At 71.0% G+C, this 26,607-nt stretch carries 19 protein-coding genes; 5 read left to right on the top strand and 14 right to left on the bottom strand.

What is annotated here, in order from left to right:
* Positions 1-6: 6 nt before the first annotated feature.
* Positions 7-3,531 carry an ATP-binding cassette domain-containing protein gene (locus tag ACLJN9_RS20290; RefSeq protein ID WP_410813032.1) on the bottom strand — a complete coding sequence of 1,175 codons (3,525 nt, stop codon included), beginning with the start codon at positions 3,529-3,531 and terminating at the stop codon, positions 7-9.
* Positions 3,532-4,235: 704 nt separating this feature from the next.
* Here ACLJN9_RS20290 and ACLJN9_RS20295 point away from each other — a divergent pair.
* A complete protein-coding gene (locus ACLJN9_RS20295; protein ID WP_410811617.1) occupies positions 4,236-4,793 on the top strand; it encodes a hypothetical protein in 558 nt (185 codons plus the stop codon).
* A gap of 106 nt (positions 4,794-4,899) precedes the next feature.
* On the opposite strand, the gene ACLJN9_RS20300 is transcribed toward ACLJN9_RS20295, so the two are convergent.
* Positions 4,900-5,739 carry a GNAT family N-acetyltransferase gene (locus ACLJN9_RS20300; protein WP_410813033.1) on the bottom strand — a complete coding sequence of 280 codons (840 nt, stop codon included), beginning with the start codon at positions 5,737-5,739 and terminating at the stop codon, positions 4,900-4,902.
* Between the two features lie 131 nt (positions 5,740-5,870).
* Between ACLJN9_RS20300 and ACLJN9_RS20305 the strand changes: the two genes are divergently transcribed.
* Positions 5,871-6,452 (top strand): PadR family transcriptional regulator, encoded by a 582-nt coding sequence (locus ACLJN9_RS20305; protein WP_410813034.1) that lies wholly within the window; start codon positions 5,871-5,873, stop codon positions 6,450-6,452.
* Positions 6,453-6,529: 77 nt separating this feature from the next.
* On the opposite strand, the gene ispG is transcribed toward ACLJN9_RS20305, so the two are convergent.
* From ispG to ACLJN9_RS20330, 5 genes are all read right to left on the bottom strand, one after another.
* A complete protein-coding gene (ispG, locus tag ACLJN9_RS20310; protein ID WP_410813035.1) occupies positions 6,530-7,702 on the bottom strand; it encodes a flavodoxin-dependent (E)-4-hydroxy-3-methylbut-2-enyl-diphosphate synthase in 1,173 nt (390 codons plus the stop codon).
* Between the two features lie 9 nt (positions 7,703-7,711).
* A complete protein-coding gene (locus ACLJN9_RS20315) occupies positions 7,712-8,962 on the bottom strand; it encodes a M50 family metallopeptidase (RefSeq protein ID WP_410813036.1) in 1,251 nt (416 codons plus the stop codon).
* A complete protein-coding gene (gene dxr / locus ACLJN9_RS20320; RefSeq protein ID WP_410813037.1) occupies positions 8,962-10,170 on the bottom strand; it encodes a 1-deoxy-D-xylulose-5-phosphate reductoisomerase in 1,209 nt (402 codons plus the stop codon). Before dxr ends, ACLJN9_RS20315 begins: the two co-directional genes overlap by 1 nt.
* A 288-nt stretch (positions 10,171-10,458) precedes the next feature.
* Positions 10,459-14,406 (bottom strand): CARDB domain-containing protein, encoded by a 3,948-nt coding sequence (locus tag ACLJN9_RS20325; protein ID WP_410813038.1) that lies wholly within the window; start codon positions 14,404-14,406, stop codon positions 10,459-10,461.
* A gap of 350 nt (positions 14,407-14,756) precedes the next feature.
* Positions 14,757-15,305 (bottom strand): GNAT family N-acetyltransferase, encoded by a 549-nt coding sequence (locus ACLJN9_RS20330; protein ID WP_410813039.1) that lies wholly within the window; start codon positions 15,303-15,305, stop codon positions 14,757-14,759.
* A 52-nt stretch (positions 15,306-15,357) separates the two neighbouring features.
* On the opposite strand from ACLJN9_RS20330, the gene ACLJN9_RS20335 reads away from it, so the two are divergent.
* Both ACLJN9_RS20335 and ACLJN9_RS20340 read left to right on the top strand, forming a co-directional pair.
* Positions 15,358-16,197, top strand: a complete 840-nt coding sequence (locus ACLJN9_RS20335; protein WP_410813040.1) for a YhjD/YihY/BrkB family envelope integrity protein — start codon at positions 15,358-15,360, stop codon at positions 16,195-16,197.
* Between the two features lie 41 nt (positions 16,198-16,238).
* Entirely contained in the window at positions 16,239-17,834 is a 1,596-nt protein-coding gene (locus tag ACLJN9_RS20340; RefSeq protein WP_410813041.1) for a phytoene desaturase family protein, read from the top strand.
* Here the strand turns inward: ACLJN9_RS20340 and ACLJN9_RS20345 are convergent.
* Both ACLJN9_RS20345 and ACLJN9_RS20350 read right to left on the bottom strand, forming a co-directional pair.
* Complete coding sequence (locus ACLJN9_RS20345; protein WP_410813042.1) at positions 17,823-18,509, bottom strand: TMEM175 family protein; 687 nt, start codon at positions 18,507-18,509, stop codon at positions 17,823-17,825. The genes ACLJN9_RS20340 and ACLJN9_RS20345 overlap by 12 nt on opposite strands.
* Before the next feature lie 9 nt (positions 18,510-18,518).
* Positions 18,519-20,099 (bottom strand): Rieske 2Fe-2S domain-containing protein, encoded by a 1,581-nt coding sequence (locus ACLJN9_RS20350; RefSeq protein WP_410813043.1) that lies wholly within the window; start codon positions 20,097-20,099, stop codon positions 18,519-18,521.
* A gap of 198 nt (positions 20,100-20,297) precedes the next feature.
* Here ACLJN9_RS20350 and ACLJN9_RS20355 point away from each other — a divergent pair, with 198 nt between their 5' ends.
* The gene (locus ACLJN9_RS20355) at positions 20,298-20,525 is read left to right on the top strand and encodes a DUF2631 domain-containing protein (protein WP_410813044.1); all 228 of its coding nucleotides are present in this window, start codon (positions 20,298-20,300) and stop codon (positions 20,523-20,525) included.
* An 84-nt stretch (positions 20,526-20,609) separates the two neighbouring features.
* Here ACLJN9_RS20355 and ACLJN9_RS20360 read toward each other — a convergent pair whose 3' ends face one another.
* From ACLJN9_RS20360 to pyrH, 5 genes are all read right to left on the bottom strand, one after another.
* Positions 20,610-21,758 carry a DivIVA domain-containing protein gene (locus tag ACLJN9_RS20360; RefSeq protein ID WP_410813045.1) on the bottom strand — a complete coding sequence of 383 codons (1,149 nt, stop codon included), beginning with the start codon at positions 21,756-21,758 and terminating at the stop codon, positions 20,610-20,612.
* 31 nt (positions 21,759-21,789) lie between these two features.
* A complete protein-coding gene (gene rlmN, locus ACLJN9_RS20365) occupies positions 21,790-22,947 on the bottom strand; it encodes a 23S rRNA (adenine(2503)-C(2))-methyltransferase RlmN (protein WP_410813046.1) in 1,158 nt (385 codons plus the stop codon).
* Between the two features lie 104 nt (positions 22,948-23,051).
* Positions 23,052-24,506 carry a phosphatidate cytidylyltransferase gene (locus tag ACLJN9_RS20370; protein WP_410813047.1) on the bottom strand — a complete coding sequence of 485 codons (1,455 nt, stop codon included), beginning with the start codon at positions 24,504-24,506 and terminating at the stop codon, positions 23,052-23,054.
* A gap of 590 nt (positions 24,507-25,096) precedes the next feature.
* Positions 25,097-25,654 carry a ribosome recycling factor gene (gene frr, locus ACLJN9_RS20375; protein ID WP_410813048.1) on the bottom strand — a complete coding sequence of 186 codons (558 nt, stop codon included), beginning with the start codon at positions 25,652-25,654 and terminating at the stop codon, positions 25,097-25,099.
* A gap of 76 nt (positions 25,655-25,730) precedes the next feature.
* Positions 25,731-26,498 carry a UMP kinase gene (gene pyrH, locus ACLJN9_RS20380; protein ID WP_410813049.1) on the bottom strand — a complete coding sequence of 256 codons (768 nt, stop codon included), beginning with the start codon at positions 26,496-26,498 and terminating at the stop codon, positions 25,731-25,733.
* Between the last annotated feature and the right edge of the window lie 109 nt (positions 26,499-26,607).

Genomic DNA, 26,607 nt, shown 5'->3' on the forward strand with positions numbered 1-26,607 from the left:
TGAGGGTTAGCCGGCCAGGTGGGACCAGTCGCTCTCCAGGTCGCGCCAGGTTCCCTGGGCCGCCACGGCCCCGCCGATCAACACCACCACATGGTCGGCGCGAACCAGCGCGGCACGCTTCGCGGTCGAGCCGACCACGGTCACCCCGTGCGCCCGCAGCGCCTGCCACAGCGCCAGCTCGGTGGTGACGTCCAGGGCCGACGACACGTCGTCGGCGACCAACAGCTCCGTACGCGGCGCCAGCGCCCGGGCCAGCGCCAGCCGTTGCAGCTGGCCGCCGGAGAGTCGGGTGCCCTTGTGCCCGATGAGCAGGCCGAGCCCACCGCCGGCCGCGGCCAGGTCGTGGTCGAGCTGGGCGGTGCTGACGGCCCCGGCCGCGTCCACCTCGTGGCCGAGCGCGATGTTGTCGGCCACCGTCCCGGAGAGCACCCGGGGCAACTGGCCCACGTAGCCGACCTGGTTGGGGCGGAGGAACAGCTCCGGCTCGGTGACCGGATCACCGTTCCAGGACAGCTCGCCGGTGTGGTGCACGATCCCGGCCAGCGCCCGCAGCAGCGACGACTTGCCCGAGCCGACCGGCCCGACGACCAGCACCAGTTGCCCGCGCTGCACGGTCAGGTCCACGTCCCGCACGGCGACCGTACCGTCGGAGTGCACCACCCCGAAGTCGCGCAGCTCCAGCCGGCGCAGCGGGTGCCGGGCCGGCGGCGTCGGCGCGGGCGCCGTCCCGGCCGCCAGGTCCACCGCCGACACCCCCGTCGAGTACGCGCTCATCCCGGTCATCGCCACCGTGCGTCGGGTCCAGACCCGCGCCGACGGCAGCTGGGAAATCAGTGACGCGGTGGTCCAGGCGAACCAGCGTGCCGAGCCCAGGGTGGAGACCGCCACCAGCACCGCCCCGGCGGAGAGATCGCCGCTCAGGTAGAGCGCCCACGCGCCGATCGGCAGCAGGCCACTGGCCAGCGACGGTGTGGAACGCGACCACACCTGCACCGAGATCTCCCGCCGCTGCCGGTCGCTGCGCAGGACGTCCAGGCCGGCCAGGTGGCGCAGGACCGCGGCGGTCGCCCCGGCGAGCTTCACCGTTCGCGCCGCGGACAGCGCCGAGACCAGCGCGGTGGCGAACGCGGCGCGCGCCGCCACCGTCGCCCGGGCCGCCCGTTCGAGCTTCGGCCCGAACAGCGTCGCGGCCAACCCGGAGACGACCATCGTGCCGAGGAAGAACAGCCCCGGTACGACGCTGCCGGTGACCGCCGTCATGGCGACCACCAGGACCAGCGCGACCACCTGGTCCAGCACGTTGTCGGCGAGCTGGACCACCCGCTCGGTGTCACCGCCCTGCGCCACCACCTCGGCCGGGGTGTGCGAGCTGACCCGGCGGGGCCCGGTCTGGCCGTGCACCAGGCGCAGGCCGATGCGCAGCATCTGCCGCACCCACCACTGGGGGAACCAGACATGGGTGTAGTACGGCACCGGCAGGGTCACCAGCAGCCCCGCCGCGATCCCCAGCGCAGGCAGGTACGGGTTGCCGGTGCCGTCGACCACGTCGGCCCAGAGCCAGGGCAGCACCGGGCCCTCCAGGCCGAGGAGGCTGAGCCCGAGGAACAGCAGGACCGCGGTCGAGCCGTACCGGGGATCGTTGGTGCAGAGCCGGATGATCTCCCGCAGCGTCCGGGCCCGCGGAACGGCCGGCAGCGGCGGCGGGTCGGCACGGGTCGGCCCAGCTGACCGGACCGGCTCGATCGACCCGACCGGATCGACCGGCGGCGCGGTCGGCCAGGTCTCCGCCGGATCGGGGCCGACCAGCAGGTCGGTGCCTGCGCCGGCACGGCCGACCGGGGCAGCTGCCGCGTACGCGGCGGCATGGCTGGTCGCCAACAACTCGGCGAAACGCGTCGACGTCTCCAGTGGGCCAGCCTCGACCACCGCTCCGTCGGCCAGCACCACCACCTCGTCGCAGCGGCGCACCGAGGAGAGCCGGTGCGCGATCACGATGCCGATCCGGTCGCGCAGCAGCCGCTCGGTGGCCCGCTGCACCCGCGCCTCGGTGACCGGGTCCAGCCGCGCGGTGGCCTCGTCGAGGATCACCACGTGCGGCTCGCGGACGAGGATCCGCGCGAACGCCACGAGCTGCTCCTGACCGGCGGACAGCACGTGCCCGCCCTCCCCCAGCCGGGTGGACAGCCCGTCGGGCAGCTCGGCGATCCAGCCGGCCAGACCCAGCTCGTCCAACGCCCGGGCAGCGGCATCGAGCAGCTCCGGGTCGAAGAGCGCGACGTTCTCGGCGAGCGTCCCGGCCAGGATCTCGGTGCGTTGCGGCACCAGCGCCACCCAGCGACGCAACTGCTCCACGTCGAGGTCACAGAGGTCGGTGCCACCGAGGAAGACCGACCCCGGCGGTACGTCGACGGCCCTCGTGAGCACCTTCGCCAGGGTCGACTTGCCCGAGCCGGTCCGCCCGATCAGCGCGTACGAGCGGCCGCGCGCGAACGAGAGGTTGAGCCCGCGCAGCGCGTAACCCCGGCTACTCTCCGGCCCGCTCACCTGGTAACCGAACGTCAGGTCCCGGATACGCAGGTCGCCCTCGGTCGGGCTGGCCCCGCCGACGGGCTCCTGCCGGGCCGTCTGGAGCAGCTGCACCCGGGCCCACGCGCCGAGAGCCTCCTGAAGTTCCGGCACCATCCGGCTGACGTGTTCCGCGGTGGCCCCGAAGGCCAGGGCGAGCAGCCAGATCGCGGTGAGCCGGGCAGCGTCGATCCGGTCGGTGGTCAACGCCCACGCCCCACCGAGGACCACCACACCGATGCCGACCCGGATCGTGGCGGTGGCGGCCGTGGCGACGCGGGCGGACAGCACCCAGACCAGGCCACCCCGGGCCAGGACGGCGGCTGCCCGCCGCGCGTACAGCCGCAGCACGTACGGGCGGGCCAGGCTGGTCCGTACGTCGTCCTGGCCGTGCACCGCCTCCTCCATCACCGCGGCCAGGTCCGACCAGGCCTCCTCCTCGGCCATCCGGGCCGGGCCGATCCGCGCCGTGGGCCCGCGCAGTCCGACGGCGAGCACGACCGTGAGCAGCAGCATCGCGATGCCGGCCGGCCACCACACGGCCAGCGCGACCACCATCGAGAGCAGGCCGACGCAGAGCCCCTGGGCGAGCCGGGAACCCTGGTTGCGAACCGCCGCCGCCACCTGGTAGACGTCCCCGTCGATGCGGTCGAGCAGCTCGCCCACCGGGGTGGTCTCCAGGGTGGGCAGGTCCTGCCCGAGCGCGACGCGGCAGAGCCGGCGGCGCACGTCGGCGGACCAGTCGGCGGTCAGGCCGGCCATCAGCAGGCTCACCGCGAGGTCGCTGAGCACGACGGCGACGAGCGCCACGGCCAGTACGGCGAAGAAGCCGGTCGAGCGGTGCACCAGGACCGCACCGGCCAGCGCCGACGCGCCCGCCTGGCCGGCAGCGCCGAGCACGATGAGAACGGCCACGATCGTCAGGCGGCGTGGCGAGGTGCCCCACAGATCACGGAGCAGGCGCATTGGTGTCCTCCGGACGTGGGTGGCGGAGAACCCAGCGTGCCGGCTACGACCGGTCGCCTCAACCGAATTATCCGCTCTGGGCAGGGTTTCCGGTCAGCTCCGGCCAGCCCGACGCTCCGCACCGCACAGCGGTTGACTCCATCCGGTGGCGGTCGCCGTGGTGGGTGTGATGCCTGTGTGGCATAAAAATGCCTGTGTGGCATCACCGGTTGTGGCAACCCTCGACCGGCACCACGTCTGGTTGGGGCGGTTCGGGTCGATATCGGTCACCTCGCGGTATCCCGTGACGAAGGACCATTGTCCGGTTTGACGAGGTTGTGACGTGTGACCGGGTGCACCCGCCCGCCGGAATGGGGGCCGGCCGGGGGTCGTTACACACCCTGACGATCGCAGCACCACGGCCAGCCGGCCCTACCCGGTCACCGGTTGGAATGCCTGGCCACCCCCGGTCGTTACAGTCCCCAGGAACGACCGCCCGGCCACCTGAATGACGGGATGGGCCGCCCCCGGAATGACCCCGGGCCGCCGGTCGTTACACCTGGACCCGGCGCCACGAGCTTCCTCGAAGGCCGCCGATCCCGGCGCCACGAGCCCACCCCCGCCCGTAGGTCGCCGAAGACTTTCCCCTGTGTTGTTGCAGCGCCGGACGAGGTGCTCGCACCCGCGCCCCCCTGCGGGTGTCTACCCCCGAAGGAGCTACCCCCATGAACACGATCATGCGCAAGAGTGTGCTGTCCGTTGCTGGTCTCGCGTTCGCCGGTGGTGTGTTCGCCGGTCCGGTCGCCGCCCACGCCGCCACCCCCGTCGACGGCAAGCCCGTCGCGGTCGCGGTCCAGGCCCCCAAGCCGCAGGGTGAGCAGTCCCGGATCACCCTGAACGGTGAGCAGACCGGTAACGCCAAGGCGATCATCGCCGCCACGAAGAAGGCCGGCCTGCCCGAGCGGGCCGCGGTCATCTCGATCGCCACCAGCCTGCAGGAGTCGAAGCTGGACAACCTGGGCCACCTCGGTGACGCCAACGACCACGACTCGCTGGGCCTGTTCCAGCAGCGCCCGTCCAGTGGTTGGGGCACCCCGGAGCAGATCACCGACCCCGCCTACTCCACCACCGCGTTCCTCAAGGGCCTGCGGCAGGTCGACGGATGGCAGGACATGGCGCTGACCGACGCCGCGCAGACCGTCCAGGTCTCGGCGTACCCGGACGCCTACGCCCAGTGGGAGCAGCAGGCCACCGACCTCGTGCACCAGCACTGGAACAGCTGACCCCGCACCACCGCGTGACAGCGAACCGCTGGCCGGCACCCGAGACGGGTGCCGGCCAGCAGCATGTCCACAGCACGACCGACGACGAGCCACGGGTGAGCAGAGGTCAGAAGAGAACCGTGGCGAGCGTGCCGATCGGCTGGAAACCGCAGCGCTCGTAGACCCGGCGGGCCGGCAGGTTGAAGTCGTTGACGTACAGGCTGACCGTCGGGGCGACCCGCAGGAGCGCGTGGCGTACGACGGCGGCCATCGCCGACGCGGCGATCCCCCGCCCCCGCCACTCCGGTGCCACCCACACGCCCTGGACCTGCGCGGTCCGCTTGGTCACCACAGCCAACTCGGCCTTGAACACGACCTTGCCGTCGACGAACCGTGCGTATGCCCGACCGGCACGGACCAGGTCGTTGACCCGCCGGCGGTAGCTGCGACCGGCGTCCTCGGCCAGCGGGGAGACGCCAACCTCCTCGGTGTACATGGCCACGGCCGCTGGAAAGAGCCGGTCGACCTCACCGGCGCGGACCTGGCGTACCTCCGGGTCGGCCGGTACGGACGGCAGAGTGTCGGTGACGAGCAGCGGCTGGTTGGGGCGGACGTCCCGGGGCGGCCCCCAGGTGTCGGAGAGGCGGTCCCAGAGACCGAGGACGGCGTCCGCCCGGCCGACGATGGAGGAGCAGAGGCGTTCCTCGCCGGCGAGGAGGTCGGCGAAGGCGGAGATGGCCGGTTCGGTGGCGAGTACCGGGGTCAGGTTGCCGCCGAGCCAGCAGAGCGACTCGAGGTTGCGCCGTGCGCCGTACCCCAGGATTCTGCCCTCGGCCCGCCACCAGGAGAGTCCGCGCGCGGCGATTCGCTCGGCGACCTGCGCGCCCGCGAACGGGTCATGGTCGAGCAGTCGCTCGACCGCGCGGCGCTCCGATTCCCCCAATTGCCGTACCGGCACCGTCAGCACGTCTATCAGCCTGCCAGATCGGCCCCCCGCCCCGCCGGCCGAGTGACGAGCCCGGCAGCTAGGGGTTGTCGGCGATGCGTTGGCGATATATCGTTGATGCATCAGCGACAGTCTTGAGGAAGGGAAACCTGATGAGGTTCCATCGACAGCACCACCCCATGCACGAGGCCCGGATGCGTGGATTCGGCTTTCCACCGGTCCCGCCCGGTCCGCACGGCCACGAGCACGGCGGGCCCTGGGGCGGCCGAGGCCGTGGACGGGGCCGGGGCCGACGCCCCAACGTCCGGGGCGCCGTGCTGGCCCTGCTCACCGAGCGGCCGATGCACGGCTACGAGATGATCCAGGAGATCGACTCCCGCACCGGCGGTGCCTGGCGCCCGAGCCCGGGCTCGATCTACCCCACCCTCCAACTGTTGGAGGACGAGGGCGTGATCGTCGCCAGCACGGAGGAGTCCGGCGGCGCACGGAAGCGGTTCACGGTCACCGAGGCCGGTCAGGCCGAGGCCACCGAGGCGGCACAGACCCCACCGTGGGCCGAGTTCGCCCAGGACACCGTGAACAGCTGGCACGACATCCGTGACGCCGGTTCGCAGGCGATGAACGCGCTGCGTCAGGTGATGATGAACGGCACCGACGACCAGCGGGAGCGAGCCGCCAAGGTGCTCGACGAGACCCGGCGCAAGCTGTACGCGATCCTCGCCGAATCCGAGTGACACCGGGCAGCACCACAGCACATCGAAAAGCGGCCGTTCCCTGTCCGGGGAACGGCCGCTTTCTGTGCGTATCAGGATCAGTGCACGGTGACGGTCGGGCCGGAAACCAGCCCGCGCAGCTCCTCGGGCAGCTCGGCGCCCATCTCGTCGGCGATCCGCAGCGCCTCCTCGATCAGCGTCTCCACGATCTGAGCCTCGGGGACCGTCTTCACGACCTTGCCCTTGACGAAGATCTGGCCCTTGCCGTTCCCGGAGGCGACGCCGAGGTCGGCCTCGCGGGCCTCACCCGGGCCGTTGACGACGCAACCCATCACGGCCACCCGCAGCGGCACCGGCAGCCCCTCCAGGCCGGCGGTGACCTCCTCGGCGAGCTTGTAGACGTCCACCTGGGCGCGGCCGCAGGACGGGCAGGAGACGATCTCCAGGCCCCGCTCGCGCAACCCCAGCGACTCCAGGATCTGGTTACCGACCTTGATCTCCTCGACCGGCGGGGCGGACAGCGACACCCGGATGGTGTCGCCGATCCCCTCGGCGAGCAGCGCGCCGAAGGCGACAGCCGACTTGATGGTGCCCTGGAAGGCCGGGCCGGCCTCGGTGACACCGAGGTGCAGCGGGTAGTCGCACTGCTCGGCCAACTGCCGGTACGCCCGGATCATCACGACCGGGTCGTTGTGCTTGACCGAGATCTTGATGTCCCGGAAGCCGTGCTCCTCGAACAGCGAGCACTCCCACAGCGCCGACTCGACGAGCGCCTCGGCGGTGGCCTTGCCGTACTTGGCCAGCAGCCGCTTGTCCAGGGAGCCCGCGTTGACGCCGATCCGGATCGGCGTACCGGCTGCGGAGGCCGCTGCCGCGATCTCCTTGACCTTGTCGTCGAACTGGCGGATGTTGCCCGGGTTGACCCGGACGGCCGCGCAGCCCGCGTCGATCGCGGCGAAGACGTACTTGGGCTGGAAGTGGATGTCGGCGATCACCGGGATCTGCGACTTCTTGGCGATCGCGGGCAACGCCTCGACGTCGTCCTGGGACGGCACCGCCACCCGGACGATCTGGCAGCCGGACGCGGTCAGCTCCGCGATCTGCTGGAGGGTGGCGTTGATGTCGGAGGTGAGCGTGGTGGTCATCGACTGCACGGACACCGGCGCACCGCCACCGACGGGCACCGAACCGACCATGATCTGGCGGCTGGCCCGGCGGGGAGCGAGCGGCGGGGGCGGCATGGCGGGGATGCCGAGACTGATAGCGGTCACTTCAGGCACTCACCTTGAGAAGAGCGTGATGGGGTTGACGACGTCCGCGGCGATGGTCAGCAGCGTGAACGCGCCACCGATCAGGATCACCACGTATGTGAAGGGCATCAGTTTGAGGTAGTCCACCCGGCCGGGGTCGGCCCGGCCGATCCGGGCGTAGATCCAGGAGCGGACCCGTTCGAACCAGGCGATGGCGATGTGGCCGCCGTCCACCGGGAGCAGCGGCAGCAGGTTGAACACGCCGATGAAGAAGTTCAGCGACACGAAGAGCATGAAGAAGACCAGCCAGGCGTTGTTCTCCACCGCCTCGCCGCCGAGCCGGCTGGCGCCGACCACGCTGATCGGGGTGTCCACGTCCCGTTCGCCGCCGGTGATGGCGGTCCACAGGGCGGGGACCTTCTGCGGGATCCGCTGCAGCGCCTGGACGGTGCCGACGGCCAGGTCGCCGGTGAAGTCGGCGGTCGCGCCGAAGGCACCGACCGGCCCGTACGTCACCCGGGTGGGGGTGGTGGGGACGAGGCCGACACCGAGGGCGGCCACCGGCACGGCGGCACCGGTCGGGTCGTCCAGGGGCGGACGCTGGGTCTGCGCGAGCACCGTGCTGGTGCTGCCCTGCTGCCCGTCCCGGACGTACTGGATCTGCGTGGTGTCCCCCGGCTTGAGGCCGCGCAGCGTGGTGAGCAGGTCGCCGTAGGAGCCGATCGGCGTGCCGTTGACCGAGGTGATCCGGTCGCCGTTGCGCAGTTGCGCCTGCGCGGCGGGGCTGGCCGTGTCGGCGGGTGTGCACGCGCGCGCCGCGTTCTCCGGCACCACGCACGGGCTGAGCTGGATGACCGCCGGCTCCTTGCGGGCCTGCGCGTCCGTGGTCGGGAAGTCCGGGTTGGGCAGGCCGGCGGAGACGGCGAGGATCCAGATCGTGATCAGGGCGAGCGCGAAGTGGGTGATGGAGCCGGCGGCCATCACGATGGTCCGTTTCCACACCGGGTAGCGCCACATCACCCGCGGCTCGTCGGCCGGGTCCACGTCGTCGTCCTGCGGAGTCATCCCGACGATCTTGCAGAAGCCGCCGAGCGGGATCCCCTTGACGCCGTACTCGGTCTCGCCCCGCTGGAACGACCAGAGGGTGGGGCCGAATCCGACGAAGTACTTGGTGACCTTCATCCCGAACATCTTGGCGGTGAGCAGATGCCCCGCCTCGTGCAGACTCACCGAGATGAGAATGGCCAGGGCGAAGAGGACCACCCCGAGCAGGTACGACATCAAGCTCCTTCCACCGCCGCGACGATCGCCTGCGCCCGCGCGCGCGCCCACGACTCGGCCGCGAGCACGTCCTCGACGGTACCTGGTTCGGAGAAGTCGGGAGCGTCCTCCAACACGCGCTCGAGGGTGTCGACGATGCCGAGGAACGGCAACCGTCCCGCCACGAAAGCCTCCACGCACTCCTCGTTCGCCGCGTTGTAGATCGCGGGACGGCAGCGCCCGCCCTCCCCGGCGGCCTTGGCCAGCGCGACCGCCGGGAACGCGGCGTCGTCCAGCGGCGCGAACTCCCAGGTGTGCGACGTCGTCCAGTCGACCGCGGCGGCGGCCCCGGGCACCCGGTCCGGCCAGCCCAGCGCGACCGCGATCGGCAGCCGCATGTCCGGCGGGCTGGCCTGGGCGATGGTGGAGCCGTCGACGAACTCGACCATCGAGTGGATCACCGACGTCGGGTGCACCATCACAGTGATGTCGGCGTACGGCACGTCGAACAGTTCGTGCGCCTCGATCACCTCGAGCGCCTTGTTGACCATCGTGGCCGAGTTGATCGTGATGACCTTCCCCATGTTCCAGGTGGGGTGCGCGAGGGCCTGCTCGGGCGTGACCTGAGTCAACTCGTCGCGGCTGCGGCCTCGGAAGGGGCCGCCGCTGGCGGTGACGATCAGCCGGCGCACCTCACGGGGCGAGCCGGAGCGCAGGCACTGCGCCAACGCCGTGTGCTCCGAGTCGACCGGGACGATCTGCCCCGGCCGCGTCACCGCGGCCCTGACCAGCGGGCCGCCGGCCACGAGCGACTCCTTGTTGGCCAGGGCGAGAGTACGACCACAGCGCAGCGCGGCCAGCGTAGGAGCGAGGCCCAGCGAGCCGACCACCCCGTTGAGCACGATGTCGCACGGCCACTGGGCCAGCTCGGTCATCGCGTCCGGCCCGGCCACGATCTTGGGAAGCTTGAAGTCGCCGGTGGCCCAGCCGCGCCGACTCGCCTCGGCGTAGAACGCGAGCTGGAGGTCCTGCGCGGCGGACGCCTTGGCCACCCCGACCGCGTCGACGCCCAGCTCCAGGGCCTGGGCGGCGAGCAGCTCGACGTTGCCGCCCCCCGCACCCACGGCGACCACCCGGAACAGGTCCGGGTTGCGCCGGACGATGTCGATGGCCTGGGTACCGATCGAACCGGTGGACCCGAGCAGGACGAGGTCGCGGGGGGAGGTCACCGTGCCATTCTTCCCCACCGCCGCTGTACGCCCGCTGGGAGCCTCATCCCCCACCGCCCCACCAGCGGATCCGCGGTCAGGCCGCACCCTCCGTCGCGGTCAGCCGCCCTCCGGCGCAGATCTTAGACAGTTGCCGTCAGCGCGTAACGGTAAGTGTCCAAGATCTGCTCGACCCACTCACACTCGGACAGCTCCCGCGTGCTGGACGTTCTTCCGCTGCGGTGCGGGACGGGCGTGCTCCCCCGGTGCCGGAGCACCGAGGGAGCACGGGTCAGGCGAGCGCTCGGCCTAGCCGCCGTTGATGACGAACTGCGACCCCGGCTGGACAACGATGTTGCCGTCGGCCGAGTTGGTGATGGTCACGTTGGTGAGGTTGGCGTTGCCGCGTGCGCCGCTCATCGCGAGGATGCCGGCACCATTGACGGACCTGTCGATCCGCACGTTGGTGATCGCGACGTTCGGCATGTTGCCGCCGCCGTTCTTGAACTGGATGCCGTCGTACGTCGAGTCGTAGATGTCGGTGTCGCGGATCGTGACGCCGACGATGTCCCTGGTGGAGGGGAAGAGGGTGATGGCGCCGAACTCCTGGTCCTCGTTCCAGAAGGCGCCGCCGGTGCGGTAGAGCCCGTTGTTGGCGATCAACGTCGTGCCGGAGAACGGCAGCGGGTCGTGGTCGGTCGCCAGCATGATGCCCGGGTAGTTCGCGGTGTCGTAGACCAGGTTGTTCTCGATCGAGTTGTCGTAGCCGCCGTAGATGGCGATGCCGTTGGCCCGCCAGGGCAGCTGGATCGTGTTGTTGACGAAGTGGTTGTCGTGGGCGATGTCGACGGTGCGGTCCTTGACGTACGGGTTGGCCCAGACGGCGAGGGCGTCGTCACCGGTGGTGCGGAAGGACGAGTTGAACACCCGCGAGTTGCGCGTGCCGTTGCTGAAGTTGATGCCGTCGGCGTACGTGTCGCGGATCCGCATGCCGGTGAACTCCAGCCCGTCGGCCGGCCCCCACAGGTCGGGGATGTTGTCGTAGTCGCGGCCCACCCAGACGCCCACGTTGGCGTGCTCGATCCAGACATTGCTGATCTTGGTGCCGGTCCCGAACCGACCGTTCAGACCGACGCCGCCCTCGCCGTTGCCGTCACCACCACGGATCCGGCCGGAGCCGAAGATGGCGATGTCGGAGATCTGGGTGTTCTTGTCGATGTCGAACCCGAAGTTGCCCTCGTGCGGGTGGTTGATGCCGCCCACCACGTTCTGCGGCTCGGTCAGCGTGTAGAGCTGCGAGTGCCACATCCCGGCGCCCCGGATGGTGACGTTGCTGATGCCGACCTGGTTGTGCGTGCCCCGGTTCTGCGGGTCGTCGGTCAGGATCTTCTGCTCCTGCCGCCACTGCCCGGCGGGAATCCAGACGCAGCCGATGACGCCGTTCTGGTCGTCGGTCACCGCACGCTGGATGGCGGCGGTGTCGTCGAGCCCGTCGTTCGGGATGGCACCGTACGACGTGATCGAGGTGCAGCCGGCCGGCTGGCTCGCCGGCGGTGCCACCTGCTCCAGGTCGATCGAGTCGATGACGTAGAACGAGGCGTTGTCACCGGCGTCGCGCTGCAACCTGAACCGGGTGCCGGCCGGGTACGACTGCGCCAAGAGCGCGTTCGACTCGTCGAACAGCCGTCGGGCGTCGGCCTGCGGGGTGTTGGTCAGGGCCTCCGGGCCGTCGGTGTTGCCGTAGAGCCAACTGTGCCGCGACGAGAGCGTCAGCTTCCGGGAGAAGACGTCGTTGACGTAGAGGCTGATGGTCGCCTCGATGCCACCGCCGCCGGGCGCGTCCGGGATGGAGTTCCGCACCACGATGGAGTTGGCCTGGTTGGCCGAGGTGAACTCGACGAACTGGCCGGTGCTGTTCAGCCGTACCGACTTGCGGCCCGAGGACTCGGTGGCGAAGTTGGTGTGACCGAAGGTGCGCAGCGGATCCGTCTCCAGCAGCGCGCCCTGGTATCGGCCGGACTCCGCCTCGTAGGAGACGTACGGGACCGCGGCCCCACGCCCGACCACGATCGACTGGCTGAGGGAGTTGTTGGTCTCGTTGGTCTCGGTGACCGCGTTGGTGGCGTCGGCGGTGGCGGTGAGGGTGGCGCCGCCGCTGGTGGCGGTCCAGCTCCCGGTCACGGCCACGGTGACCGTGGCGCCGGCGGCGATCGAGGCGGTGGTGGTGTTGAGCGTGGTGCCGCCCACCGACAGCCGGGTGACAGTGGTCGCGCCGGTCGCGGAGGTGCCACGGTTACGGACCGCCACGGTGAACGTGACGGACGCCCCGACGGCCGGGTTCGGCGGGTTCGAGGCGATGCTGAGCACCTCCAGGTCCGGGCCCGGCGCCTGCGCGACCACCAGCGGCGACGGCGCCGTGTAGCTGTTGTTGCCGTTGTTCTGCTCGACGATCGTGTTCGCCGGGTCCACCACCGCCGTGACGCTGTAGCTTCCCATCGGTCGCGTACCGGCGTTGAACGACACGGTCGTCGAGGCGCCCGCGCTGAGCGCGCCCACCGTGGCGCTGCCGACGACCGCGCCGGCCAGGCTGAAGTTCACCGTGGTCGCCGCCGCGGCGGCCGATCCGATGTTCTGCACCACGGCCGAGAGGGTGACCGGGCTGACCTCGCTGGGCGACGCGGGCGACCAGGTCAGCGAGCTGACGACCAGGTCGGGGTTGGGCGCCGGGGTGCCGCAGACCTCGAACTCGGCCACCTGGCCCGACGGGGCGCCGGTGTTGCCGGTGAACCGCAACTGCACGTCCGCGGTGGTCGCGGTGACCGGAATACTCACCGCGTTGGCGCCCTGGACGAACTGGTAACTCGCCGCGGCCACCAGACTGGTGTACGCCGACGAGGCCTGGTCGCGGCCGAAGACCTGGATGGTCTGGGTGCGGGTGCCCCAGGCCGGATCGGGGTTCAGCCTGACGGTGACGGCCGAGATGGAGTGGTTCGCGCCGAGCGCCACGGTCAGGTTCTGCGGGTAGCTCGCCGCACCTTCCCAGTACGTGGTGAGCTGCCCGTCGTTCGCCTTGTCGGGGGTGAAGCTGAAGGTCGAGCCGCTCGCCGTCATGGTCTTGCCCTGCGCCACGTTGGTGCAGGCGGGCGGGTTGCTGCCGGTCCGGGTGACGGTGTTGCTGTTGCCGGACAGGTTGCCGGCGCCGTCGCGGGCGCGCACGTGGTAGGACACGGTCGCCGTCGGCGGCTGGCTGTCCTGGTAGGTGAGAACGGTGCCCAGGGTCGCGATCAGGTTGCCGCCACGGTAGACGTTGTAGCCGGCCAGGCCGCTGCCACCGGAGTCGGTGGAGGCACCCCAGTTGAGCGTGATCGTGCTGCCCGACGTGCTCTGCGACAGCGTCCCGGGGACGCTCGGCGCGATGGTGTCACCGCTGCCGGTACGCGTCACCGTGTTGCCGTTGCCCGAGAGGTTGCCCGCGACGTCGCGGGCCCGCACGAAGTAGGACACGGTGGCGGTGACCGGCTGCGTGTCGTTGACGGTCGTCACGTTCCCGACGGACTGCAGGAACGTGCCGTTGCGGTAGATGTCGTAGCCGGCGATGCCGCTGCCGCCCGGGTTGTCGGTCGAGGCGACCCAGTTGAGGCTGATGGTGGTGCCCGACTGGGTGTACGAGAGGTTTCCCGGCACGCTCGGCGCGGTGGTGTCCGGGGTGGTGGTGCCGCTGCCGTACACCTCAAGCTCGGACAGCTGCCCGGCCGGCCAGCCGCTGTTGGCGGTGATGGTGATCCGCACGTAGCGGGTGGCGGTCGAGCCGAAGTTGATCGTGACCGTGTTGCCGCTCGCCGGATTGAAGGTGTACGTCTGCGAGCCGACCAGGTCGGTGAACGACGAACCGTTGGCGCTGCCCTGCACGCTCAGGGTCTGCGTACGGGTCGCCCAGCCGGTGGGCGGCAGCTTCAGCACCACCTGGTTGACGCCCTGCGACGAGCCGAGATCCACCTGCGCCCACTGTGGGAACGAGTTGTTGGTGCTCTCCCAGTAGCTGCCCGCGTTGCCGTCGACGACCTTGGACGAGTCGTACACGTCGGCGTGGCCGCTCTCCTGGGTGGGGCGACCCTGGGCGAGGTTGGTGGCCGCCGGTGCGAAGGCGGTGTTCGGCGCGGCTGCCTCGGCGGCCGGGCGGGGCGCACCGGCCGCGCTCGCGACGGTCGCCGACCCTGCCGTGGCGATCATCGTGGCCGCGACTGCGGCGGCCGCCATCCTGAACAGATTCGTTCGTCTCATCACTGTCCTGTCGTTGGGGGGACGGTGCCGCGGGTGGCTGGACCACGGCGTGGAGCGTGAGTCGGCGGAACGGCGGCCTGGGGGAAGAGCCGCCATCGGTGGTGGTCCGCGAGAATTTGCGACACTATGCAAAGAAGCAGGCACGTCTTTGTCGAGATCTTGCATAGCGTTGGCCAAATGTTACTGAGGTGCTACGGAGGCGTCAACAGTTCGACCATCGTCACTATTGACAGGTAGGCATGCAGCTCGACCGCCCAACGACAAGGGCCCCTCACCGACGACTGGCGTCGGGAGGGGCCTTCCTTCGTCTCAGCGGGCGCGGCCGTTCAGTCGGTCGGGGCGGGCAGGACGAAGGTCTCCAGCTCCTCGCCGCCGTACCAGTCGGTCCGCCGACCCACATGGGCCATGCCGAGTCGCCGGCACACCGCCATCGACGGCTCGTTGGCCGGCGAGACGACCGCGTAGATCTCCGGCGTGCCGGCGGCGAACTCCCGCGCCACAAGCGCACGGCCCGCCTCGGTGGCGTAGCCCCGGCCCCGCGCATCCGGGTGCAGGTGCCAGCCCACCTCGATGTCCGAGGTACGCCGTGCCTCGTCGCGGCCCGGCAGAGGTTTGAGGAGCGCTGTACCCGCCACCTGGCCGGTGTCGCGCACCTCGATCGCCCAGGTGCCGTACCGGCCGTCGTCGTCGGCGTGCCGGTCCCGCCAGAATCGCAGCCGCTCGGCGGCCTGAGCGGGATCGGTCATCGGCAGCCCCGGTGCGTTCAGCCACCGGGTGACCTCGGCGTTGGAGTAGATGTCGTAGATCCGCTCCAGGTCGGCCGGGTCGGCGGTCCAGTCGCGCAGGATCAGGCGTTCGGTGGTGACAACAGTCATGGCGGGCGATCTTAATGAGTGACGGACCGGACAACGGGGAAAGTGATCGCACATGGGCAGCGGATGGCAGCGGACGAAGCGGATCGTCAGTGCCGCGTTCCGGCCTGTCCGCGGACGGGACCTGTCGCTGCACGCCGCCGCGATCACCTTCTACGGCGCGATCGCGGTGGTGCCGGTGGCCCTGCTGGCGATCTGGCTCACCTCGCTGATCGCCGGGGCCGATCGGGTACGCCGGCTCACCTCGTACGCCGTGGACGCGCTGCCCACCGCGATCGGTGCACCCCGGGCGGTGGCCGCGCTGGTCGACGCCGGGGTGGAGCTGACGCCGCTGCTGGCGCTGGCCTCGGTGCTGCCCGCATCGCTGTACGGCGAGGGCCTGCGGCGGGCGTTCGTCTCGGTGGCCGCGCCGCGCTCCGACGAGCACCTGGTCGGCTGGCGGGGTCGGCTGCTCCTGCTCCCCCTGCTCGCGCCGGCTCCCGCGCTGCTGCTGTCGATCCTGCTGGCGCTGCCGCTCACCACCCGCCTGGTGCGGCAGGGCGGCTGGGTCGGGGCGCTGGGAATCGTGCTGTCCTTCCTGGCGGTCTGGCTGGTGCTCACGCCGGTCCTCGTGTGGGTGTTCCGGGTCGTCGGGCCTGCGTCACCGGACTGGCTCTCCACGCTCGGGATCGGGTCGTTCACCGCGGCGAACCTGTCCGGCTTCCTGCACGGCTTCGTGCTCTTCACCTCGTTCCCGCTGAACCTGGGCGTGCCGTTCGGCGGCTTCGACGACATCGGCGCCGGCGTGGCCGTGCTGCTGTGGCTCTACCTGTTCCACGTCATCGTGCTCGCCGGCTACTCGGCGACCCTGGCCCTCTCCCGCTGGCGCGCCTCCCGCGTCGCCCGCCCGATCTGAGGGGCTGACCCGGGCTGGCGGTGGGGCTAGGCTGCGGCGGCATGAGCAGGAAACTTCCCAACCGTGCCGACGTCGTCATTGTTGGTGCCGGGCACAACGGTCTGGTCTCCGCCGTTCTGCTGGCTCGCGCCGGCCTGGACGTCCTGGTGCTGGAGGCCGCCGACGTGATCGGCGGCGCGACCCGCACCGAGAACCCGTTCCCGAAGGTGCCCGAGCTGCGTCACTCCACCGGGTCGTACCTGCTCGGGTTGATGCCACCGGAGCTGCTCGCCACGCTCGACGTGCAGATCCCGGTGCTACGCCGCGACCCGCACTACTTCCTGCCCACACCGGGCGGCCTCGGCTCGCCGTACCTGCTGTTCGGCAGTGACACGGCCGCCACCCGCGCTCAACTCGCCGAGTTCTTCTCCCCCGCCGACGTGGCCGCCGACGACGCCATGCAGGCCGAACTGGCCGCGCTGCGCGAGGATCTCGCCCCGGCCTGGCTGGCCGCGCCGCTGACCGCGCAGGAGACCGCCGAGCGGCACGTCCGCCCGGCGCTGCGGCAGGTCTTCGTCGACCTGGTCCAGGGTTCGGTCGCCGACTACCTGGCCCGTTTCGAGTTCCGCTCCGAGCTGCTGGTCAGCATGTACGCCGTCACCGACGGGCTCTCCGGGCTCAACGCCGGCCCCGACGACCCCGGCACCGGCCACAACTTCCTGGTCCACAACATGTGCCGGCTGCCCGGCTCCGGCGGCACCTGGATGATCGCCGAGGGCGGGATGGGCACCGTGTCGCGCACCTTCGCCGACGCCGCCCGCGCCGCCGGCGCGACGATCCTGACCGGTACGCCGGTGACCGCCGTGACCCTGGACGGCGGCGCGGCCAGCGGGGTCGTGCTCGCCGACGGTCGGCAGGTCGCGGCGAGGGTGGTGCTCGGCGCGTGCGACCCGTACCGGCTGATGGACCTGTTGCCCGACGGCGCGCTGCCGGCGGCGCTCGGCGAGCGGATGGCGGCGGTCCGCCGACCCGGCACCACGCTGAAGCTCAATCTGGCACTGACCGGGCTGCCGCACTTCTCCTGTCTGCCGGCCGGTGCGCCCAGCCCGTTCGGTTCGACCATCCACCTGCTGCCCGGCTCCGCGTCGCTGGTCGGCGGCGAGGCCACCTCGCCGATGACCGCGCTGCGCGCCATGTGGGCGGACGTGCAGGCCGGCCGGCTACCGGCCGAACCGACGATCGAGTGGTATCTGCACACCACCGTCGACCCGTCACTCTCCGACGCCGCGGGGCACCACTCGTCGGCGCTGTTCGTGCAGTCGGTCCCCTACGATCTGGCCGACACCACCTGGGACGCGGCCCTGCCCGGCTACGTCGACCGGCTGATCGAGATCGTCGAGCGGTACGCCCCCGGCACCGGTGACCTGATCGCCGACGCGGTGCCACTGCCGCCGCCGGGCATCGAGACGCACTTCGGCATCACCGGAGGCCACATCCACCACGTCGACAACACCGTCTCGTTCACCGACCGGATGCCGTACGCCACCGGGGTCGACGGGGTGTACGCCGGCAGCGCCGGCTGCCACCCGGCCGGCAGCGTGATCGGCGCGGCCGGTCACAACGCCGCCCGCCGCATCCTCGCCGACCTAGGCCGCTGACCGGTCCGCGGACGGCCGAAGGTCGCCGGGACCGCCGACCAGGTAGAAGGCGACCAACAGGAGGTACGCGCAGAGGCTGAGGATGGGATCGACGAAGACGACGGCGAAGGCGAGCAGGTAGAGGAAGGGCTTCAGCAGAATCCGTCGTGCGACCGCCCGGGCCAGCCGGGGATCCAGAGCGGGGTTGAGCAGCCCCCGCCGACGGGCCCACCACCAGCTCAGATTGACGAAGAGCGACTCACCGAGCACGGTGCCGAGATAGAGGGCGGCGGTGAGCCGCTGTTCGGTCGCACCACCGCGCAGGTTGTCCGACAGCAGGTCGGCGGTGAACGGGATCGTGGCGATGAAGAGCAGCACGAGCAGGTTGAGGACCAGCAGCATCTGGTCGACCCGGACGACGTACCGCCAGAGGTTGTGGTGGGCGAGCCAGACCTGCCCGGCGATCGCGAAGGTGATCACGAACGCCAGGTAGGAGGGCCAGGCGTGGGCGAGGGCATCCGGCAGTTCCCGCCCACCCTCCCGGGCCGGACCGCTCTGGAGTAGCTCGACGGCCATCACCGTCAACACGACGCCGAAGACCCCGTCGCTGAACGTCTCCACCCGGGCGGCGTCGCGGGCCTTCTCCCGGCCACGCTCGTACCGGTACCCGTCCCCCTGCCCGTCCGCCCCCGCCACGGCCGCTCGTCAGATGACGGCTTCGCCGGCGGGAGCAGGGGTCTCGGCGTCGACGCGGTGGGCACGGACCTTGTGGCCCACGCTGGTCAGGCAGCGGCCACTGGCCAGGTCGAAGCGCCAGCCGTGCAGCTGGCAGGTGAGCTGGTCGCCCTCGACGATGCCGAACCGGGTCAGGTCGGCCTTCAGGTGCGGGCAGCGCCGCTGCACCACCCAGTCGCCCAGGGTGATGTCCTCGGCGTCGGTGCTCCGCTCGTGCTCGTCGTACCAGCCCTCGGCGTACTGGAGCCGCTCCTCGGACAGGCACTTGAAGAACGCGTAGACGAACTCGTTGTACTGCCCGATCCGGGCCGCCGAGAAGCGGCAGGACAGGAAGAGCGAGTTGACCCAGTCCACCTCGTCGATGTGCAGCAGGTGCTCGATCAGGGACCGCTCGGTACGGAACCGGTACCGGACCTTCTCCTCGGCGTACGGCCGGACCTCCTTGCCAGGGAAGTCCACCACGATGGATTCGACACTCTCGCCGTCGTAGCCCACCAGGTCGAAGCGGACCGGCCCCCCGACACCCTTGGCCAGGTAGATCGACTCGTCGAGCAGCGGCTCGATGCGGCGCTTCATCTCACCGAGCACGTCGACCTCGGGGTGCCGCCAGGACGCCTTCTCCGCCTCGATGATCGGGCGCTTCCGCTCGCGCATCTCCTCCAGGTGGGCGACCTTGTTCGCGAAGAACTCCTCGACCGGCACCGGATGGGTCGTCGTCGCACCCTCGGTGGTGACCTCGGCGACGCTTCCCGGCAGCAGCACGATGCCGTTGGTGCCCCCGACCTTGGCGTACTCCTCCTGGAAGACGGACTGGTCGGGGAAGATGTTGCCCTCGTCGCCGTGGATGTCGTTGAACTGCCACAACGCGTCGTCGAGGAAGCACGGCGGGCCGGCGATCGGGAAGACGTGCGACGCCTTCAGGTCGTCGATGTAGCGCCAGGTCCGGTCGAACTGCCGGTCACGCTTCTGCTTGCCGAACGCGGTCTTCGCCGACTGCGGCAGCTCGTAGACCATCGGGTACCAGATCGCGCCGGAGAACTGGAGCAGGTGCGCGTGCACGTGCCCCAGGTCGGCGAACACGGTCAGGTCGGTGGGGCGGGCGTCGTTCTGGTTGAGCAGTCGCACCCCGTCGTACTCCACCCAGAGTGAGGAGTCGCCGATCGGGCCGTCGGTGGGGCTGGTCAACGCCTGGATCATGACCTTGAGCCCGCCGTCCAGCTCCACCACCTGCTCGTTGGGCGCCCTGAGGAAGTTGGTGAAGCCCAGCGCCCGGAACTCGTCCTCCATCTCCGAGGTGGGGAATTCGGGGAGCAGGACCGTGGCGTCCTTCGAGACGAACTGCCGCAGGTGCTTCGCGTCGAAGTGGTCCCGGTGCAGGTGGGAGACGTACAGGTAGTCGACCTTGCCCAGGCTCTCCCAGTCGAGCAGGGAATTGTCCGGGAACGGAAACCAGGAGGCGAAGTAGGCCGGATTGACCCACGGGTCGCACAGGATGCTGCCCGCGGCCGTGTCGATCCGCATGCTGGCGTGCCCGGTTCCGGTCACTCGCACCGCACAGTCCCCCTCAAACAGACAATCAGGTGTACGCCAAACGCTACCGGAGGGAGTCTGACCGCCGCCCCGCGACGCCGGTAGTGCCGTCCGGCCCCGCTGGGCAGGGCCCCTCGGCCGGGAAACCCCCACCGCGCCGACCCGGGCAGGAGGCGTGCCAGACTAACCGGAGATCCGATCGCGAGGGAAGGACCGACAGTGGCAGGAAGCGAGCCGGTAACGTCGCCAGACCAGCACAAGCCTGGGCACCGCAAGGCCGGGCAGATCGGCGCAGTGCTCTCCGCGCTGGCGCTGGTGGTGATGGCGTTCTGCGGCGGCAACCACGAGGGCAGGGTCGAGGAGATCTGGTTGACCGGCCTGGCAGCGCTGCTGCTGATCATCGTGATCGGCGACGCCGTGCTGCGCCGCAACGGTCTGCGCTCCTGACCCGACCGACCGCCGGACGACCGGACGACGACGCCGAGGGCCCGCCCCCACCCGGGGACGGGCCCTCGTCCGTACGCGTCGGGGTCAGCGCCCGAAGAGAATGTCCTGCACGTCCTTGAGCGCGGCGTCGACCTCGGCTTCGAAGTAGCCACCGGGCACCAGGCCGAACCGGAGGGTGTCAAGGTCCTTCGGATTGACCGGCATCTGGTTGCGGCCCTGCATGCCGCCGAGCAGCGTGTCGAAGAAGCGGTCGACCTGGTCGGGGTCGTACCCGCTGCCGAACCGGCGCACCTGGAAGCTGCGCCGGATCTGGTCGACCCGGTAGAGGTCACTGCCGGGCGGCCCGGCCATCGGCGGGCCCCCGACCGGCGGACCGGCCACGGCCGGCGGGCCGGCCATCGGCGGACCACCGATGCCCTGCTGCGGCGTCGGGGGCGGACCCGCCGGGCCACGGCGCATGTCACGCAGGTCCCGTTCGGGCATCCGGATCTCGGCGGTCATGTCGGCGCGACCGTGACGACCGGCCTCGAAGCCGTCGAAGCGCGGCTCCTCGGGCGGATAGCCGCCGGGCGAGCGCTGATCGTCGGGAGGGCCGTAACCGCCAGGCACCCGCTGATCGTCGGGAGGGCCGTAGCCACCGGGCATCCGCTGGTCGTCCGGAGGGCCGTAGCTGCTGGGACCGGCGGGCAGGCCGCGCGGCGGGGCACCGTGCCCACCCATCGGGCCGCCGGGACCCATCGGGCCGGGGCCACCCGGGCCACGCTGCCCCTCGTAACCGCCGCGGGGGGCGTCGTACCCACCGGCGAAAGCGCCGGTCGGCTCGTCGTAGCGGCCGTAGCGATCGGCGGGTGGGCCGGCCTGCGCGGGCATCGGCCGGGGCGGCATGGGCTGCGGAACCAGGCCCCGCTCGTCGCGCATCGGCGGACCCAGCCGGTCCGGTGGGCCCATCCGGTCACCCATGCGGGGGTCGCCACCACGCCCGCCGGAACTGCGCTCCTCGAGCTCGGCCAACTGCCGCTCGACCCGGTCCAGGTGCAGGTCGACCTGCCACTCGTCGTAGCCGTTGAAACGGACCCGGAAGACGACGTCGTGGACCTCCTGGGAGGCCACCGGCGCGCCGACCTGCCGGCCGTCGAGCGTCGCCTCGACCCGGTCGAGGAAGGCATCCACCTCGTCGACCTTGTATCCCCGGCGGAGCGCCTTGCGCCGGAAACGCTGACCCTGACTCGCCACTATGTCTCCTGGTCTCGTTCGCCACGCCCGGTCACGCCGGTGCCTCTCCGGCGAGGTCGGTGTTGGTGTCGGTGTCCTCGGCGGCGGCGAGTTGGCCACACGCGCCGTCGATCTCACGACCTCGGGTGTCCCGTACGGTGGTGGACACCCCGGCGTCGCGCAACCGCCGGACGAACTCCCGCTCCACCGGCTTCGAGCTCGCGTCCCAGCGACTGCCCGGCGTCGGATTGAGCGGAATGAGGTTCACGTGCGCCAACTTGCCGGCCAGCAGCCGCCCGAGCAGGTCGGCTCGCCACGGCTGGTCGTTCACGTCCTTGATCATCGCGTACTCGATCGACACGCGACGGCCCGTCCGGGCGGCGTAGTCCCACGCTGCGTCCAGCACCTCGGCTACCTTCCAGCGCTGGTTGACCGGCACGAGTTCGTCGCGCAGATCATCATCAGGCGCGTGCAGCGACAGCGCAAGGGTCACTGAGAGGTCTTCGCTGGCCAGTCGGCGGATGGCCGGAACCAGACCGACCGTGGAAACGGTGATGTGCCGCTGGGACAGGCCGAGGCCCTCCGGAGCCGGGTTGACCAGGCGGCGGATGGCCGCGATCACCCGGGAGTAGTTGGCCAGTGGCTCGCCCATGCCCATGAAGACGACGTGCGACAGTCGCGGCGGCGAGCCCGCGACGACGCCGGAGGCCGCCACCCCGGCCAGGTACACCGCCTGGTCGACGATCTCGGCGGTGGACAGGTTGCGCGTCAGCCCGGCCTGGCCGGTGGCGCAGAACGGGCACGCCATGCCGCAGCCGGCCTGGCTGGAGATGCAGACGGTGACCCGGTCCGGGTAGCCCATCAGCACGCTCTCCACCAGCGAGCCGTCGTGCAGCCTCCAGAGCGCCTTGCGGGTCGCACCGTCGTCGCACGCCAGCTCGCGCACCGGAGTGAGAAGCTTGGGCAGCAACTGGTCGGCCAGCCGCTCCCGGGTCGCCGCCGGCAGGTCGGTCATCGCCTGCGGGTCGCGGACCAGCCGCCCGAAGTAGTGGTTGGAGACCTGCTTGGCGCGGAAGGCCGGCTCACCGAGCCCGGCGACCAGCGCCTGACGGCCGGCCAGGTCCAGGTCGGCGAGGTGCTGGGGTGGCATGGAGGCCCGGCGTGCGGCGGGGGCGTCCGAGGTTACGGGGATCAACGGCAGGCTCGTCATGGCTGGTCCAGTGTGTCACGCCTGCGGCGACACGTAGCTGCCCGGAGGTGCCGAACCGACACCGACCGCCGGGTCGGACCGATCGTGCCGGCGTGATCCATGCCTCACTTCACCATCGGCACGAAGATCGCCAGCAACAGGTACGCGGTCGGCACCGCGAACAGGATCGAGTCCAGTCGGTCCATCAGGCCGCCGTGGCCCGGCAACAGGTTGCTCATGTCCTTGACCCCGAGGTCACGCTTGATCATCGACTCGGCGAGGTCACCGAGGACCGCCGCGCACGAGACAGCCACCCCGAACACCGCACCCCACCAGGGCGCCACGTCCAACATCAACCACAGCAGCAGGGCACTGCCCAGCGCCGCCGCGGTGACCGAGCCGGCGAAGCCCTCCCAGGACTTCTTCGGGCTCACCGAGGGGGCCATCGGGTGCCGGCCGAACGAGACACCCGCGGCGTACCCGCCGGTGTCGGAGAGGACCACCGCGATCAGCGTGGCCAGGATCCGCAGCCGGCCGTCGTCGGGGGCCGCCGCCAGCAGCGCCGCGAACCCGCCGAGGAACGGCACGTAGACGGCGATCAGGGTGGCCGCCGTGAGATCCCGCTGGAAGCCGGCCGGGCCGTCGCCCAGGCGCCAGATCATCGTGCCCAGGACGGTGACCAGCAGCCCCAGGCTGAGTGCGTCCGGGCCAGCGAACCAGGCCAGACCCACCGTCAGCACCCCGCCGGCGATCAGCGGCACCAGCGGCGGGTGGGCGCCGCTGCGCCGGACCGCGCGGGCCATCTCCCACATGCCGACCGCGATGGCGGCGGCGATCACCGGCAGGAACGCCAACGGGTAGAACACCAGCGGCACCACGATGAGGGCGCCGAGACCGAGACCCACCCCGATCGCCGCCGGCAGGTTACGGCCGGCGCGTCCGGTGCCCACCTGCTGAGTGGCCGGTCGGTCGGCGCTCGCGCGGCGTCGGCCCTTCAGCCGCCGGCCGGACGGAGGCTCCGATCCGGTCGCCGGGTCCTCGTCCGGCCCGACGTCGGCCCCGATCGGCGCGAGCTGGGCGGTCGGGTAACCCGCATCGTCGTCACCGCGGATCGGACCAGAGCGGTCGTCGTGGCCCGACGGATCGCCGTCGTACCGGCCGGGTTCGTCGTAGCGGCCGGGCTCGTCGTACCGGCCGGGCTCGTCGTAGCGCTCCGGGCCGACGTGAGCGGGCCAGCCGTCGCCGCCGACGGGAGGGCGGCTGTCGTGCCGTCCGGCACCGCCGCGCTCCTCGTACCGGTCTGGCTGGTTGCGGTCGTCGGCGTACCGGTTGCGGTCGTCGAACCGGTCGTGCCGGTCCCGGTCGTCGCGGGCCGGACGACCGCGCTCGTCATAGGGATCTGAGTCCGAGGGGTCGGCGGCCGGACGGGTGCGCGGCTCGGCGTACAACTCGGCGCCGGCCGTCGGACGACGGCTCCACTGGCCGGCTTCGAGCTCCGGCTCGGGCCAGGGCAGCGACACCGGGTGCTCCGGCCGGTCCCAGCCGCGAGGCTCGCCGCCGTAGGGGTCGGGGTGGGACATCACGCACCGCGACGCGGCGCGAGGACCACCACATGACGCAGAACCACAAGCATCCCCTACATGCGCGACTTTTGTTCCTCCGGTTGACCGCTCCGACGGTCGGTCGATTCCCGGTGTTCACCGCCCGGTGGCCGGGAATCGTGCCGAGCCTACTGCACCCGCCGCTGCCGTGAGGTGGACGAGGGCGGCCCCCGCCCTGCTGCCCGCGCGCCAGGCGGCGCGGACGCGACACCGATCAGAGTTCCGCCGACCGGCCCGCAGCTCGGGCCGCCCCTGTGATTCATCGACGCCTATCCGACCGAGTTGCCGGGCGAACGGGGGATGACCCACCGTGTCCGACGGTGCTCGGCTCTCGGTGCGTCGGTGCCCGCCGGCGCGTTCCACGGAACGGGGGCGGTTCGGCCGCGGAATCAGCCTGCCGCACAGCGGTCGGAGCGCCGTGCGCGTCGAACTGCGAGACGCGTACCAAGGAGCGACCCTGACGACCCGGACCGTCCGGATCCCGCAAGGACGAACGACGTGAGGCGCGACCCCCGATCGGGGGTCGCGCCTCACGTCGACTGCGCGTCCAGCGGACACCGGGCCGGAGGTCAGACCTCCAGCAGCTCGGTCTCCTTGTGCTTGACCAGGTCGTCGACGTTGGCCACGTAGCGCTGGGTCAGGTCGTCCAGCTCCTTCTCGGCGCGGCGACCATCGTCCTCGCCGGCTTCGCCGTCCTTGACGATCCGGTCCAGCTCCTCCTTGCCACGGCGGCGGACGTTACGGATCGCCACCTTGGCCTCCTCGCCCTTGTTCCGAGCGACCTTGATCATGTCGCGGCGGCGTTCCTCGGTCATCTGCGGGAGCAGGATCCGCAGCTGGTTGCCCTCGTTGTTCGGGTTCACCCCGAGGTCCGAGTCGCGGATCGCCTTCTCCATGACATTGATCTGCGAGTTGTCGTACGGCTTGATGATGGCCATCCGCGGCTCGGGGACCGCGATGGACGCCATCTGGGTCAGCGGCGTGGGTGTGCCGTAGTAGTCGATGATGACCTTGGAGAACATGGCGGCGTTGGCGCGACCGGTGCGGATGGCGCCGAACTCCTCCTTGGCGTGCTCGACCGCACGCTCCATCTTCTCCTCGGCCTCGAGGAGGGTGTCGTCGATCACCGGTCTCCTCGCCTCCTTCTGTGCTCGTGGTGGGCTCTGCTCGCCTCTGTCATCGCCCCGCAACGGGGACGCTGACTCAGGCGGTGATCAGGGTGCCGATCTTGTCGCCACCTACCGCGCGGATGATGGTGTCGTCACCCTGCGCGCCGAAGACCAGCATCGGCAGGCCGTTCTCCATGCAGAGGCTGAACGCCGCCGCGTCGGCGACCCGCAGGTTGCGGCGCAGCACCTCGGAGAAGGTGATCGAGTCGAGCTTGCTGGCGGTGGGGTCGAGCCGAGGATCGGCGGTGTAGACACCGTCCACCCCGTTCTTGCTCATCAGCACCACGTCAGCCCGGATCTCCAGCGCCCGCTGAGCGGCAACCGTGTCGGTGGAGAAGTACGGCATGCCCGCGCCGGCCCCGAAGATGACCACCCGGCCCTTCTCCAGGTGCCGGATCGCCCGCAGCGGAATGTACGGCTCGGCGACCTGTGCCATGGTGATCGCGCTCTGCACGCGGGTCTCGATGCCTTCCTTCTCCAGGAAGTCCTGCAGGGCCAGGCAGTTCATCACGGTCCCGAGCATGCCCATGTAGTCGGCGCGGGCCCGGTCCATTCCGCGTTTCTGCAGCTCGGCGCCACGGAAGAAGTTTCCGCCCCCGACCACCACGGAGACCTGCACGCCGCGGCGGACCACGGTGGCGATCTGCCGGGCGATGGCCTGGACGACGTCCGGGTCGACGCCGATGGCGCCACCGCCGAACACCTCACCGGAAAGCTTCAACACCACCCGGCGGGCCCGACCGGGCGGCGGCGCCGTCGGATCGTCCATCGCCAGCGTCCGGTCACTCACAACCTGCGTCATCCGCCCCGCCCTTTCCCAGGCGCACGCCCCGCGCGCCGCGTACCGCGTACCTGCCGCTGCCGACCCTATGTGACGAGGAGGCCGCGGTGCCTGTCACGTACACCGGCGG

Origin of the sequence: Micromonospora sp. 067-2 (assembly GCF_046549295.1) — a bacterium.
Taxonomy (GTDB): Bacteria; Actinomycetota; Actinomycetes; order Mycobacteriales; family Micromonosporaceae; genus Micromonospora.